The 12,506-nt window shown below is 71.1% G+C and carries 16 protein-coding genes; 10 read left to right on the top strand and 6 right to left on the bottom strand.

Annotation, left to right across the window (positions count from 1 at the left end):
- The first annotated feature begins 55 nt into the window (after nt 1-55).
- The gene (locus WMJ97_RS04365; protein ID WP_347347746.1) at nt 56-448 is read left to right on the top strand and encodes a DUF4307 domain-containing protein; all 393 of its coding nucleotides are present in this window, start codon (nt 56-58) and stop codon (nt 446-448) included.
- Nucleotides 449-460: 12 nt separating this feature from the next.
- The gene (gene greA, locus WMJ97_RS04360) at nt 461-973 is read left to right on the top strand and encodes a transcription elongation factor GreA (RefSeq protein ID WP_347347745.1); all 513 of its coding nucleotides are present in this window, start codon (nt 461-463) and stop codon (nt 971-973) included.
- A 4-nt stretch (nt 974-977) separates the two neighbouring features.
- Here the strand turns inward: greA and WMJ97_RS04355 are convergent, their stop codons facing one another.
- The 3 genes from WMJ97_RS04355 to WMJ97_RS04345 are packed head-to-tail and all read right to left on the bottom strand — an operon-like array spanning nt 978 to nt 3,432.
- A complete protein-coding gene (locus WMJ97_RS04355) occupies nt 978-1,307 on the bottom strand; it encodes a hypothetical protein (RefSeq protein WP_347347744.1) in 330 nt (109 codons plus the stop codon).
- Nucleotides 1,304-2,161: a hypothetical protein gene (locus WMJ97_RS04350; RefSeq protein ID WP_347347743.1), complete on the bottom strand. Its 858-nt coding sequence runs from the start codon at nt 2,159-2,161 to the stop codon at nt 1,304-1,306. Before WMJ97_RS04350 ends, WMJ97_RS04355 begins: the two co-directional genes overlap by 4 nt.
- Nucleotides 2,158-3,432 (bottom strand): AI-2E family transporter, encoded by a 1,275-nt coding sequence (locus tag WMJ97_RS04345; protein WP_347347742.1) that lies wholly within the window; start codon nt 3,430-3,432, stop codon nt 2,158-2,160. Before WMJ97_RS04345 ends, WMJ97_RS04350 begins: the two co-directional genes overlap by 4 nt.
- Nucleotides 3,433-3,533: 101 nt before the next feature.
- Here WMJ97_RS04345 and WMJ97_RS04340 point away from each other — a divergent pair, with 101 nt between their 5' ends.
- From WMJ97_RS04340 to WMJ97_RS04320, 5 genes are all read left to right on the top strand, one after another.
- Complete coding sequence (locus tag WMJ97_RS04340) at nt 3,534-4,220, top strand: uracil-DNA glycosylase (RefSeq protein ID WP_347347741.1); 687 nt, start codon at nt 3,534-3,536, stop codon at nt 4,218-4,220.
- 34 nt (nt 4,221-4,254) lie between these two features.
- Nucleotides 4,255-4,917: an HAD family phosphatase gene (locus WMJ97_RS04335; protein ID WP_347347740.1), complete on the top strand. Its 663-nt coding sequence runs from the start codon at nt 4,255-4,257 to the stop codon at nt 4,915-4,917.
- 177 nt (nt 4,918-5,094) lie between these two features.
- Entirely contained in the window at nt 5,095-6,417 is a 1,323-nt protein-coding gene (locus WMJ97_RS04330) for a TerC family protein (protein WP_347347739.1), read from the top strand.
- Nucleotides 6,418-6,474: 57 nt separating this feature from the next.
- Nucleotides 6,475-7,377 carry a proline dehydrogenase family protein gene (locus tag WMJ97_RS04325; RefSeq protein ID WP_347347738.1) on the top strand — a complete coding sequence of 301 codons (903 nt, stop codon included), beginning with the start codon at nt 6,475-6,477 and terminating at the stop codon, nt 7,375-7,377.
- Between the two features lie 140 nt (nt 7,378-7,517).
- A complete protein-coding gene (locus WMJ97_RS04320; RefSeq protein ID WP_347347737.1) occupies nt 7,518-8,237 on the top strand; it encodes an EcsC family protein in 720 nt (239 codons plus the stop codon).
- A gap of 7 nt (nt 8,238-8,244) precedes the next feature.
- On the opposite strand, the gene WMJ97_RS04315 is transcribed toward WMJ97_RS04320, so the two are convergent.
- Together WMJ97_RS04315 and metB are read right to left on the bottom strand one after the other, a co-directional pair.
- Nucleotides 8,245-8,889: a response regulator transcription factor gene (locus tag WMJ97_RS04315; protein ID WP_347347736.1), complete on the bottom strand. Its 645-nt coding sequence runs from the start codon at nt 8,887-8,889 to the stop codon at nt 8,245-8,247.
- A 304-nt stretch (nt 8,890-9,193) separates the two neighbouring features.
- Nucleotides 9,194-10,363 (bottom strand): cystathionine gamma-synthase, encoded by a 1,170-nt coding sequence (metB, locus tag WMJ97_RS04310; protein WP_347347735.1) that lies wholly within the window; start codon nt 10,361-10,363, stop codon nt 9,194-9,196.
- A 175-nt stretch (nt 10,364-10,538) separates the two neighbouring features.
- Between metB and WMJ97_RS04305 the strand changes: the two genes are divergently transcribed.
- Nucleotides 10,539-10,967: a CBS domain-containing protein gene (locus tag WMJ97_RS04305; protein ID WP_347347734.1), complete on the top strand. Its 429-nt coding sequence runs from the start codon at nt 10,539-10,541 to the stop codon at nt 10,965-10,967.
- Here the strand turns inward: WMJ97_RS04305 and WMJ97_RS04300 are convergent.
- Entirely contained in the window at nt 10,947-11,531 is a 585-nt protein-coding gene (locus tag WMJ97_RS04300) for a histidine phosphatase family protein (RefSeq protein WP_347347733.1), read from the bottom strand. The two genes, WMJ97_RS04305 and WMJ97_RS04300, sit on opposite strands and share 21 nt — an antisense overlap.
- A gap of 148 nt (nt 11,532-11,679) precedes the next feature.
- Here WMJ97_RS04300 and WMJ97_RS04295 point away from each other — a divergent pair, with 148 nt between their 5' ends.
- Both WMJ97_RS04295 and WMJ97_RS04290 read left to right on the top strand, forming a co-directional pair.
- On the top strand, nt 11,680-11,961 hold the full coding sequence (locus WMJ97_RS04295) for an acylphosphatase (protein ID WP_347347732.1): 282 nt from the start codon (nt 11,680-11,682) through the stop codon (nt 11,959-11,961).
- Nucleotides 11,958-12,497 carry a bifunctional adenosylcobinamide kinase/adenosylcobinamide-phosphate guanylyltransferase gene (locus tag WMJ97_RS04290; RefSeq protein WP_347347731.1) on the top strand — a complete coding sequence of 180 codons (540 nt, stop codon included), beginning with the start codon at nt 11,958-11,960 and terminating at the stop codon, nt 12,495-12,497. The genes WMJ97_RS04295 and WMJ97_RS04290 overlap by 4 nt, the downstream gene beginning before the upstream one ends.
- The last annotated feature ends 9 nt before the right edge of the window (nt 12,498-12,506 follow it).

The following is a 12,506-nucleotide window of genomic DNA, read 5'->3' as shown; positions in this document are numbered from 1 at the left end:
CGCTCGCCGGGTCCGACGCATCTCGGGCCACGTCGCCATGGGGGAAGATGGCACCGTGACCCTCTCGGACGCCGACCGCATCGCCCGCCGCTACCCCCCGCGCCGCCGCGGGGCGTGGATCCCGGTGGCGGCGGTGCTGGCGATCATCGGCATCCCGTGGATGGCGTGGGCCGGGCTGCACGCGGCGAACCCCGACGTCACCGGCAAGGTCGTCGCGTTCGACGTCGTCTCCGACACCCGCATCGACGTGACGGTGACGATCCAGCGCCCCGATCCCGCGCGCGCGGCGACCTGCACAGTCGTCACCAAGGCGGTCACCTACGACACCGTGGGCGAGTTGCCGTTCGAGGTCGCGCCCGGCACGCAGGAACTGACGACGCAGGTGGTCTCGGTCCGCACCTTCAAGCGGGCGACCAGCGCCGAACTGACCGACTGTCGCACCGCCTGATAGGCTCGACGGATGGCAGATGAGCACAAGAACATCATCTGGCTGACCCAGGACGCCTACGACAAGCTCTCCAGCGAGCTCGAGTTCTTGAAGGGCGAGGGTCGCCAGAAGGTTTCGACGAAGATCGCGCAGGCGCGCGACGAGGGCGACCTGTCCGAGAACGGCGGCTACCACGCGGCCCGCGAAGAGCAGGGCCAGCAGGAGGCGCGCATCCGGCAGCTTGAGGTGATGCTGCGCGATGCCCAGATCGGCGAGGCCCCCGCCACGTCCTCCACGGTGGAGCCGGGCATGCAGGTCACAATCTGCTACGACGGCGACCCCGACGACACCGACACGTTCCTGCTCGGCTCGCGCGAGCTGCTCGGCCTGACCGACACGAACGAGTTGGAGATCTACTCGCCGCAGTCCCCCCTCGGCTCGGCCATCCTCGGCAAGGGCAAGGGCGACACCGCGACGTACGAGGGCCCCAACGGGCACGAGTTCGAGGTCAAGATCCTCGAGATCAAGGCCTTCCCGACCGCCTGACCCGTCAGTCGGCCTCGTCCAGCCGGGCCAACAGGTCCGCCGCCAGCGCGGGAGGCAACTCTCCCGCCGCGACCCTGGCGAGAATCTGATCACGAGCACTCCCGGACGCCGCGGGCGAACCTTCGCCTGCGGCGTCCTCGTCATGCTGGGGCTTCTCACGCTGGGGCTTCTCACGCTGGGGCTTCTCGGCCCCGGACGCGCACGCGCACGCCGGCCCGAGGTCGTCGGCGGCGAGTTCCAGGCCGCAGTCCACGCACCGCACCCGCGTCACCCGCAGCCGATGGCCCGCGCACCGCGGGCAGGAGGACGGCGTCCAGGTCTCATGGTCGGTCATGACGGCTCCTGCGTGACGGTCACCATGCCGACGACGACGTCGAGATCCAGGCGGCCCGCGCCCTCGCCGGCGACGTACTCGCTGAGCCCCGTCTCGCCGCCGGGCCAGGTCAGCCGCCCGACCTGCGCCTCGCCGGCGACCGTCACGTCGGCGTCCGGCGCCAGCGCGACGGTGATCGCGCCCGACTCGCAGCGCACGCGCGAGCGGCCCCGGTCGAATCGGCCCTGCAGCGTCACCGTCGCGGCCTGCACGAGGGCGTCCTGCACGCGCCTGACCCCGCGCAGGGACGCCGTGCCCGCCGTGACGCGGAGGCGTCCGAGCAGGGGCAGCCCGTCCACGACGACGCCGCCGGCGGTGGACTCGAGGTCGAGGGGCAGCGCCGGGTTCACCCGGACGACCACCTCTTGGCCGAGCCCCAGCTTCACCAGATCGTCCACCGAGCGGGGCGCACGCAGGCCCGACAGGCTCGCGAGGTCGGGCAGCCCGCGGAACCCCGCGAAGTCGCCCTCGGCCTCGACCTCCCAGCGGTCCCCGACCCTTCTGAGCGTGTGCGGCCCCTGGGCCGTCACCGCGGGGACGCTCGCGTCGCCCAGCACGCGGACGCGGCGTCCCATCGCCCGGACGCCGACGCGCCCGGCCGGCACCTGCTCCTCGCTCGGAACCTCAGCCTCACTCGAAACCTCGGGCTCACCCGGGTCTTCGACGATCTCCGCGTCGATCGGGGGCTCCGGCTTGGGGGTCGACTCGGGCTTCTGCGCGGACGCCTTCGCCGCGTCGATGCGCCGTGCGGCCTCGGCGGCGTCGATGCGGCCGGCGGCCAGGTCGTCGAGGATCGGCGTGAGATCGGGGCTCATGCCTCCAGGGTACGGGGAGCCTCGATCGGCCCGGCGGGGCCGGGGGCGTCCGATCCTGCGGCCCGGCTGCTGCCGCCAGGACGCCTCCGGCTCGGTCTGCGCTCGCGAGGCTCGCGCTCGTCGGGGACCTGCTCGGGGTAGCGCATCGCCTTCACGAACGCGGCCAGGAACGCCATGACGGGGATCGACAGCAGCGCACCCAGCACCCCGGAGATCGTGGCGCCCGCGGTCAGGCCGAGCAGCGTCGCCAGCGGGTGCAGCGAGACAGCGCGCCCCAGCAGGAACGGCTGCAGGATGTTGCCCTCCACCTGGTTCACCACGACGACGCCCGCCACCATGATCAGCGCGGCCCCGGGCCCGTTGGTCACGAGCGCCAGCACGGCCGCCACGACGCCCGCCAGCACCGCGCCGACGATCGGGATGAACGAGGCGATGAACGTCAGCGCGAACAGCGCGAACGGCATCGGCACCCCGAGGAAGAACGCGACCAGGGCGATGCCCGTCGCGTCGACGAGGCAGACGATCACGGTCGCCCGCATGTACTGCACCAGGGAGTTCCACCCCTTGCGAGCCGCGCGCGTGATGGGCTCGCGCGCGTGCTCGGGGAGCAGCCACTTGGCGGTGGACGCCCACATGCTCGACCCCGTCGCGGCGAAGAAGAAGGACGCCATCAGGGCCGTCACCAGCCCGGCGAGGAAGTTGCCGACCGACGAGCCGACGCTGCCCGCCCAGGTAGCGAGCTGCGAGCCCTGCGACTGCAGCCACGTGCGGCCCTGCGCGATGTAGGCGTTCACCTGATCGGCGGAGATGTGCAGCGGCCCGGACGCCAGCCAGTCCATGACCCGCTGCAGGCCGGTCGTGGTCTGGTTGACCAGTTCGGGCGCCTCGGACGCCGCCTGCACCCCGACCGCCGTCAGCAGCGCCGCGAGGAGCAGCACCATGCCGACCAGCGCGATCGCGGCGGACAGGATCGGCCCGACGCCCCAGCGCCGGAGCTGGCTGACGGCCGGGGTCAGCAGCGCGGCCAGCAGGAACGCGACCGCGATGGGCACGGCGACCGCGGAGAAGTACGCGAGGGCCCGGAAGAGGCCGATCACGAAGCCGGCCAGCAGCAGGAGCCGCCAGGCCCAGCCGGCGGCGTCCCGCAGCCCGTCAGGAACGGCGGAGGGCCGCGCCGGCGACGGCGGGGGCGCGACCTCGCGCACCACGGTGCGCTCGACGACGGTGGGGGTGGGCGCCGGGCGGGGGCGCCAGAGATCGAAGAGGCCCACGGGCACACTCCTTTCGGGTCGGCGTCAGCCTAGTGCCGGGCCACAGCGTTCCCGCGGAGGCGGACGCGCTGAGCCGAGCCGGATGCACTAACGTGACGGCGGTGACCCCCGCACCGCTGTCCGAACTCGTGGCCCCCGACTGGGCCGAGGCGCTGAAGCCCGTCGAGGCCGACGTGGCGGCGATGGGCGAGTTCCTGCGGGCCGAACTCGCGGCCGGGCGCGGCTACCTGCCCGCGGGCCAGAACGTGCTGCGCGCGTTCACGCTGCCGCTGGCGGACGTCCGGGTGCTGATCGTCGGGCAGGACCCGTATCCGACGCCCGGCCACGCCGTCGGGTTGTCGTTCTCGGTCGCGCGCGACGTCCGGCCGCTCCCGCGGTCGCTGCACAACATCTACCGGGAGTTGGCATCCGACCTCGGCGTCACCCCGCCCGAGCACGGCGACCTGTCCGGCTGGTTCCGCCAGGGCGTCCTGTTGCTCAACAGGGTGCTGACGGTGCGTCCGGGGGCGCCGGCGTCCCATCGCGGGAAGGGTTGGGAGGCCGTCACGGCCCGCGCGATCGACGCGCTGGCCGAGCGCGGCGGCCCGCTGGTCGCGATCCTGTGGGGGCGGGACGCCCAGAACCTCTCCTCAGCCCTCGGCGACACCCCGATCATCGCGTCCGCGCACCCGTCGCCGATGTCGGCCGACCGCGGTTTCTTCGGGTCGCACCCGTTCACGCGCGCCAACCAGGCGCTGATCGCGCAGGGCGCCGACCCCATCGATTGGGATCTCGCCTCCCTTTGCTAGGGGGTCCGCCGGCCGGGCTGCTTGAATAGCGGGCATGGCACTCCCCCACGCGATCGTCTTCGACCTCGACGGCACCCTGACCGACACCGAGCCCGCGTGGGATCGCGTCCGACGCGGCCTCGCCGCCGAGGACGGCGTCGACTGGCCGCCCGAGGCGACCACCGCGATGATGGGCATGAACACGCGCGAGTGGTCGACGTACCTCTCCGAGCGCGTCGGCCTGGCCGGGACACCATCGGACGCCGCCCGCCGCACCATCGAGGCGCTGCGGGCCATGTACGCCGACGGCTCGCTGGAGATGATCCCGGGTGCTGCGGACGCCGTCCGCCGCATGGCGGCCGAGTGGCCGGTCGCGGTGGCGTCCTCGTCGCCGGCGGTCCTGATCGACGCCGGGCTCGCGGCGCTCGGCGTGGCCGACCTGGTGAACGTCCGCGTCTCCACCGAGAACGTCGCCCACGGCAAGCCCGAGCCCGACGGCTACCTGGAGGCCTGCCGACAGCTCGGCGCCGACCCCGCCGGCTGCGTGGCAATCGAGGACTCGGGCAGCGGCCTGCGCTCCGCGCTGGCCGCCGGCATGAAGGTCGTCGCGATCCCGCCCGCGTTCCACCCGCCGGCGTCCGACCTGCTCGCCCGCGCGGACGCCGTCCTCGCGTCCATCACCGATCTCACGCCCGCGCTCGTCCGCTCGTTCTTCTGACGACACGACAACGGCGAACACCGGCGAGACAACTGCCGGTCAGGCCGTATGCGCGGGGCGCACCCCGTGGGATGATGTCGACGTCGCCCCCGGCGGCATCACAGGAGCGGGCCCCTCGGGGAGGGCCCGCCGCGGGAGAAAGGCCGGCGCGAGGCGCCGTCCGGAAAGGAACCGCCCGTGGAGTCAGGAACAATCTGGCTGTTGACCGTGGTCTTCATCATCGGACTGCTGGCGTTCGACTTCTTCTTCCACGTCCGGAAGGCCCACATCCCGACGATCAAGGAGGCGGCCAAGTGGACCGCCATCTATGTGTCGGTCGCGATCCTCTTCGGCGTCTACGTCTGGCTGTCGCTCGGGCACCAGCGCGGCGTCGAGTTCTACGCGGGCTACATCACCGAACTGTCGTTGTCGGTCGACAACCTGTTCGTGTTCCTGATCATCATGAGTTCGTTCAAGGTGCCGCGGGCCGACCAGCAGAAGGTGCTGATGTTCGGCATCGTCGTCTCCCTGATCGCGCGGACGGCGTTCATCTTCCTGGGCGTGGCGCTCATCAACAGCTTCGCGTGGATCTTCTACCTGTTCGGCCTCATCCTGCTGGTCACGGCCGGAAACCTGCTCAAGCCGGAGGAGGACTCCGACGACGAGGAGTCCAGCGAGGCGAACAACTTCATCATCCGCCTCGCCAAGCGGGTGATGCACACCTCCGAGCACTACGACGGCGACAAGCTCTTCACCACCATCGACGGCAAGCGGGCGATGACGCCGATGCTCCTCGTCATGGTGGCCATCGGCGGCACCGACGTGATGTTCGCGCTCGACTCGATCCCGGCGATCTTCGGCCTGACCCAGGACCCGTACATCGTCTTCACGGCGGTCGCGTTCAGCCTGCTCGGCCTGCGACAGTTGTACTTCCTCATCGACGGCCTGCTCGACCGCCTCATCTACCTGAAGTACGGCCTCGCGGCGATCCTCGCGTTCATCGGCGTCAAGCTCATCCTGCACGCGCTGCACGAGAACACGGTGCCGTTCATCAACGGCGGCCACCACGTCGAGGTGATCGAGGTCACCACGCAGCAGTCGCTGCTGGTCATCGTGGTCTCGCTGCTCGTCGTGGTCGTGGCGTCCCTGATGTCGCCCAAGGGCAAGGCCCTCACCGTCATCAAGAACACCCGCCGCCACGCCAAGCAGTACCTCGACCTCGAGTACGAGGTCGACCAGGAGGTGCGGGAGCAGAACTACCGGCGCCTCGCCAAGGAGGAGCAGCAGCTGCTGGAGATCCAGCCGAAGTTCAAGTTCCTCATCCACGGCGAGAAGGAGCTCCTCGACCTGTTGGACGAGGCCCACCACGTGCACGACGAGTACATCCTCGAGCACCCTCAGGCCTACCCGGACGGCGACTGGGCCAGCGGCTACGACCGGCTCGACACCGGGCACTACCGGCGGGCGGCCGACGAGGAGAAGGCGGGCGACGCGGAGGCGTCCGACCCGGAGAAGCAGTAGGCGACGAGGGGTTCCTCGGGAGGAGGCGAGCGGATGCTGCGGAGCACGATCCTATTCATGGCGCGCAACCAGGTGGTCCACGACACGATCGTGAGGTTGCCGCCGACCCGCGCGGTTGTGAAGCGATTCGTCCCGGGCGAGACCCAGGACGAGTGCGTGGCGGCCGTCCGCGACCTCGCCTCCCGAGGGCTCCTGTCGACCATCGATTACCTCGGCGAGGACACGACGAACCAGCAGCAGGCCATCGACACCGCGAACGCGTACGTGTCGCTGCTGCAACGTCTCGACGCGGAGGGGCTCGCCGCGTCCGCCGAGGTGTCGGTGAAGCTCAGCGCGGTGGGCCAGTCCCTCCCCCAGGGCCACGATCTGGCGTTCGAGAACGCCGGACGCGTCTGCGCGGCCGCTGCGGACGCCGGCACCACCGTCACCCTCGACATGGAGGACCACACGACCACCGACCGGACGCTCGGCATGCTCGCCGAGTTGCGGGCGGAGTACCCGTCCACCGGGGCGGTCGTCCAGGCCTACCTGAAGCGGACGCCCGGCGACTGCCGGGCGCTCGCGGCGTCCGGCTCGCGCGTGCGACTGTGCAAGGGCGCCTACCAGGAGCCGCCGATGGTCGCCCACCAGGCGAAGGCCGAGGTCGACGCGTCGTACATCGACTGCCTCCGCATCCTGATGGAGGGTGACGGGTACCCGATGGTCGCGACGCACGACCCCCGGATGATCTCGACGGCTCTGTCGCTGGCGAACGTCGCCCGGCGAGCGCCCGACCGCTACGAGTTCCAGATGCTGTACGGCATCCGTCCGGAGGAGCAGCAGCGGCTGGCCGACCTGGGTCACCGGGTGCGCGTGTACGTTCCGTTCGGCACCGACTGGTACGGCTACTTCATGCGCCGGCTCGCCGAGCGGCCGGCGAACCTGGCCTTCTTCCTGCGGGCGCTGGCCGGACGCCGCTGAGTTCGCCGCGCCGGGCGGGCTGAGGAGGCGTCCGGCGGGTGCAACCGAATCGGAATCCGAATCGTCGCGACGCCCCTTGGCGGCCACCCCGCCGCCTGGCAGCATCGTACCTAGCCACTGCCCAGTCGTTTGGAGGAACCATGGGGCTGTTCGACCTGCTCAAGCGCAACAAGTCCGACGCCGACGTCACGCGCTCCGCGCTCGACGAGGCACGCGACCCGGGCGAGAACCCCGGCGCGATCACCGCGCTCATCCAGCGCATCCTGGATGTCGGGCTGCACGGCGCCGGGCCCTTCCCGGGGGCCGACAAGGTCGCGGGCACGGCCTCCAAGAAGAAGGGCGAGAGCGAGCAGGCGATCGACTTCGTCGCGCGCTCCGCGATCAGGGACGCCGCGGGCGGCGGCTTCGTGACGAGCCTCGGCGGCTTCGTGACCATGCCGGTCGCGGTCCCGGCGAACGTGTTCGAGTTCTATGTGATCGCGACCCGCGCCGTGGGCGCGATCGCGAAGCTCCGCGGCTACGACATCACCGATCCGAGCATCCGGACGGCGATCCTGCTGACGCTGGTGGGCGCGAAGTCCGACGACATCCTCGCCAAGGCCGGCGTGAACGTGGCGTCGCACTCGATCAGCTCGCTGGCCACCAAGAACCTGCCGCGCGCCGCCATCATGATGATCAACAAGGCGGTCGGCTTCCAGCTCATCAAGAGCCTCGGCGAGAAGACGCTGACCCGTTTCGGCAAGGCCGTTCCGGTTCTGGGCGGCGGCTTCGGCGCCGTCGTGGACGGCGCGATGATGAGCACGATCGTGAAGCGGGCGCGGGTCGAGTTCCCGGCCGTCGTGCCGGGCCAGTCCTCCTAGCGGATCGTCAGGCTCGGTCGGCCCGCGCGTGGGTCGACCGGGCGACGAACCCGTGGTCGAGCGCCCAGGCGACCGCCTGGCTGCGCCGGGAGACGCCGATCTTGCGGTAGGCGTTGCGAATGTAGGACTTGACCGAGTTGATCGACAGCCGCGTGCGCTCCGCGATCTCCTGGTTCGAATAACCCTGCGCGATCATCGCGATGATCTCCGCCTCGCGGGCCGTCAGCGCCTCCGCGCGCCCGGGCCACTCACCGGCGACGGCCGGCTCCTTCTCCGACGGGCTGTGGCTCACGACCACCTCGCCCTCCTGGATGCGGCGCAGCGCCTCCACCATGTCGCGGGCGGTCATCGACTTCGACAGGTAGCCGGAGATGCCCTGACGCAGGCTGGAATCAATGAGTTCGGCATCGAGCACCCACGTGTAGACGACGGTCTTCGCCACGTGCGGGTTGGCGAGCAGTTGGTCGATCGCCTCGACGCGCGGGGAGCCGTGCCCGAACGTGTCGTACAGGGCGATGTCGACCTGGCTGGTCACCGCGGCGTCGGCTGACATCTGGACGACCTCGATGGCCTCGGGGTAGGAATCGAAGAAGTGCCCCAACCCCGCGACCACCAACTCGTAGTCGTTGACCAGTGCGACACGAATGGCCATGGCGGGCAACCCCCTCCACGAAAGACGACGGACCCGGCGTCCTCGCCGGACGGACCGGCGCGCCCACTCGGCCGCGCCTCTAATGGCGACCCTACGTCGCTCGTCGCGCCCAAGCACGGGGTGGGTCCGGAAGTGACCTAAGGGTTACTGGCCTCATCCTTTCTTAACGCGCCGTTTTCCCTCCGTTGCCGAGATAGGTGGTGTCAGCGCCGCGTTGGTCATGTCTGAGGGCCGCGTGTGACAAAACCCACACCAGAGTGTGGAGAGCGTCAGGTAGAAACGCACACGGGGGGCTGCGCCCCGGTCAGGACGCCAGCCGGGCCACCCGGTCGAGCGCTGCGCGGAGGTCGGCGAGCAGGTCGTCGGCGTCCTCGATGCCGACGCTCAGCCGCAGCATCCCCGGCGTGATGCCGGCCGCCGCCTGCACCTCGGGAGGCATCGACGCGTGCGTCATCGACGCGGGGTGATCGACCAGCGACTCGACGCCGCCGAGTGACTCGGCCAGGCAGAACAGGTTCAGCCCGTCGAGGAACGCCCGGACGCCGTCGTGGCCGCCCGCCACGTCGAGCGTCACCATCGCCCCGGGGCCGCGCTGCTGGCGCGCGGCGAGGTCGTGATCGGGGTGCGACGCGAGGCCCGGGTAGTGGAGGGCCAGCAGCGCGGGGTGGCCCTGCAGACTCTCGGCGATGCGCTGCGCGTTGGCGACGTGCTGGCGCATCCGGACGTCGAGCGTGCGCAGTCCGCGCAGCGTCAGGTAGGAGTCGAGCGCCCCGCCCGTCAGGCCGAGGGCGTTCGCCCACCAGGCGATCTCGGTGTGCACGTCCGCGTCGGCGGCGACCACCGCGCCCCCGACGACGTCGGAGTGGCCGTTGATGTACTTCGTCGTCGAATGGACGACGACGTCGGCCCCCAGCTCGAGCGGCAGCTGCAGCGCGGGCGAGCAGAAGGTGTTGTCGGCCACGACCACGGCGCCCGCCTCGTGGGCGGCGGCCGACACGGCGGCCAGGTCGGTGAGGCGCAGCAACGGATTCGAGGGGGTCTCGACCCACACCAGGCCCGGACGCAGCGCGCCCAGGCGCGCGGCGGCGTCCGGGGCGGTGAGATCCATGAGTTCCAGCACGAACTGGCCCTTCCGGGCGAGCGCGTCCAGCAGCCGCCAGGTGCCGCCGTAACAGTCGTGCGGGGCGACGACCGTCGCCCCCGGCTCGACGAGCGCCGACAGCACGGCGGTGACCGCGCCCATGCCGCTGCCGGTGACGACGCCGCCGGCGCCGCCCTCGAGGTCGGCCAACGCATCCGCCAGCAGCGCGCGGGTCGGGTTACCCGAGCGGCTGTAGTCGAAGTCCCGACGCTCGCCGTACCCGGAGAACGAGTACGTCGTCGACAGGTACACGGGCGGGACGACGGCCCCCTGCGCCGGGTCGCTATCGATGCCGGCGCGCACGCTCCGCGTCACCGCTGACTGGTCGGCCATCTGCTCCTCCTCGGGTGGGCTTCGCCCATCCTCTCGCGGTCGGGCGGCGTCCGGCGAACTCGTTTGCCCTGTGGCGGCCGTCTCGTCCACCATGCGGACCCGCCATCCCAGCGTTGGCGACGGGTGGGGCAATTCGCCTCTAGGCAGGGCCGCGTCCGCCGGGTACCTTTCCGCCATGAGGATCGAAGACGTCATCCGGAAGAAGGGGCGCGAGGTCGTGACCGTCGCCCCCGAGAGCACCGTCGCCGAACTCGTTCAGCTTCTGGGCGAGCGCAACATCGGCGCCGTCGTCGTCTCGAGCGACGGCAAGCAGATCGAGGGCATCGTCAGCGAGCGCGACGTCGTGCGGGGCCTGGCCCACACCGGCGCGGACGCCCTGCAGCAGACCGTCGCCGAGCTCATGACGCGCGAGGTCAACACGGTAGGCCCCGAGGACGAGATCGAGTCGGCCGCGGCCACCATGACGGTGGAGCGCGTGCGGCACATGCCGGTCGTGGTGGACGGGCGCCTCGTCGCGATCGTCTCCATCGGCGACGTGGTCAAGCACCGCATCGACCAGCTCACCGACGAGCGCAACCACCTTCTAGGTTACTTGCACGCCTGACGGCTCGACCGTCACGATCCCGCCGTTCGGCAGCGTCGCCCAGTCCACGTCGTACGGCGAGCCGCCGTGCAGGTAAGTGAGGGCGATCTGGATCGTGAAGCCGTGGCTGACGATGACCACGGGGCCGGCGGGCGAGTCAGCGAGGCTGTCGAAGAAGTCCCCCACGCGCTCATACACGTCGACGACGCTCTCGCCCCCACCCCAGCGCACCTCGTGCAGATGGACGCCCAGCGGCGGGGTCACCTGCTGCAGCGTGCGCGACAGCGCACCCGTGAGCTCGCCGACGGACTGCTCGCGCAGCGCCTCGTCGACCTCGACGGGGACGCCGACCCGGCGGCCGATGATCTCGGCCGTGCGACGAGCGCGGTCGAGATCGCTGGAGATGATGCGCACCGGCGCGTGCTCTTCGATCTGGACCGCCGCCGCCTCCGCCTGCTGGACGCCGAGGATCGTGAGCGGGGGGTTGCCTTGGCCGGGGACGCGGCCCTGCACGTTCCAGGTCGACTGGCCGTGACGAACGAAGATGATGCTGCGGCCGAGGCCGGCGAGGGGGACGGTGGACATGCGCGCTACTACCTATCGTCAGCGTGCTCGACATCGAGAGTCTGAGCGTTTCTCAACATTATGAGTCAATCGGGAAAAATTGCTCATCGGGCGCGGCAACCAGGCCACCGCCTGCTGGTTCCCCGCAGGGCACCCCTAGACTGCCCGCGTGAAACGCGTGAAGATCACGGTCGGCGGGCGCGTTCAGGGCGTCGGCTTTCGGTGGTGGGTCTCCCGCCACGCCGAGCACCTCGCCCTGGCCGGCTACGTCGAGAACCTCCCCGACGGCCGCGTCGAAGCGGTGGCCCAGGGTCCGGCCGACGACGTGGACCGGTTCGTCACCCTGCTGACCGAGCCCGATTCGGCCACCGGACGCCCCGGCTACGTCCGCAGCCATCACGTTCTGCACGAGACCCCGGTCGCGATGCCGCGGCGGTTCGGCGTCCGATGAAGGCGACGAAGACCCTCGTGACGGGGGGCGTCCGCAGCGGCAAGTCGACGCTCGCCGAGGCGCGTTGCGGCGACTTCGCGTCCGTCACGTATCTCACGCCGGGCTACCCGGCCGACCCGGAGCGCGACCCCGAGTGGGCCGCGCGCGTCGCGGCGCACCGGCTGCGGCGTCCGTCGTCGTGGACGACCGTGGAGACGATCGATCTGGCGGGCGCGCTGCGTGCGGCGTCCGAGCCGGTCCTCATCGACTGCCTGGGGACGTGGCTGACCCGCTCGCTGGACGCCTGGGGCGCCTGGGAGAAGCCGCCGGCCGACTGGCCGCGGCCGTTCGAGGAGGCGCTCCGCGCGTTGGCCGAGGCCTGGGCAGCCTGCCCGTACCCGGCGATCGCGGTCACGAACGAGGTGGGCTGGGGCGTCGTCTCCGAGCACCGCTCCGGACGCCTGTTCGCCGACCTGCTGGGGCGCACGAACCAGGCCATCGCCCAGGTCAGCGACGAGGTCGTGCTGGTGGTGGCCGGGCGTCCGATCAGCCTGTGACGAGGCCGG

The organism is Nigerium sp., from assembly GCF_039811905.1.
Classification (GTDB): Bacteria; Actinomycetota; Actinomycetes; order Propionibacteriales; family Propionibacteriaceae; genus Propioniciclava.
The sequence above is the reverse complement of the archived record's forward strand: the minus strand, read 5'-3'. Positions and strand labels throughout refer to the sequence as shown.

What these genes read in the sequence shown, in the direction of transcription:
- greA (WP_347347745.1), top strand. Translation starts at nt 461, where the DNA reads ATGGCAGATGAGCACAAGAACATCATCTGGCTGACCCAGGACGCCTAC.
- WMJ97_RS04355 (WP_347347744.1), bottom strand. Translation starts at nt 1,307, where the DNA reads ATGACCGACCATGAGACCTGGACGCCGTCCTCCTGCCCGCGGTGCGCG.
- WMJ97_RS04350 (WP_347347743.1), bottom strand. Translation starts at nt 2,161, where the DNA reads ATGAGCCCCGATCTCACGCCGATCCTCGACGACCTGGCCGCCGGCCGC.
- WMJ97_RS04335 (WP_347347740.1), top strand. Translation starts at nt 4,255, where the DNA reads ATGGCACTCCCCCACGCGATCGTCTTCGACCTCGACGGCACCCTGACC.
- WMJ97_RS04325 (WP_347347738.1), top strand. Translation starts at nt 6,475, where the DNA reads ATGGCGCGCAACCAGGTGGTCCACGACACGATCGTGAGGTTGCCGCCG.
- WMJ97_RS04320 (WP_347347737.1), top strand. Translation starts at nt 7,518, where the DNA reads ATGGGGCTGTTCGACCTGCTCAAGCGCAACAAGTCCGACGCCGACGTC.
- WMJ97_RS04315 (WP_347347736.1), bottom strand. Translation starts at nt 8,889, where the DNA reads ATGGCCATTCGTGTCGCACTGGTCAACGACTACGAGTTGGTGGTCGCG.
- metB (WP_347347735.1), bottom strand. Translation starts at nt 10,363, where the DNA reads ATGGCCGACCAGTCAGCGGTGACGCGGAGCGTGCGCGCCGGCATCGAT.
- WMJ97_RS04305 (WP_347347734.1), top strand. Translation starts at nt 10,539, where the DNA reads ATGAGGATCGAAGACGTCATCCGGAAGAAGGGGCGCGAGGTCGTGACC.
- WMJ97_RS04300 (WP_347347733.1), bottom strand. Translation starts at nt 11,531, where the DNA reads ATGTCCACCGTCCCCCTCGCCGGCCTCGGCCGCAGCATCATCTTCGTT.
- WMJ97_RS04290 (WP_347347731.1), top strand. Translation starts at nt 11,958, where the DNA reads ATGAAGGCGACGAAGACCCTCGTGACGGGGGGCGTCCGCAGCGGCAAG.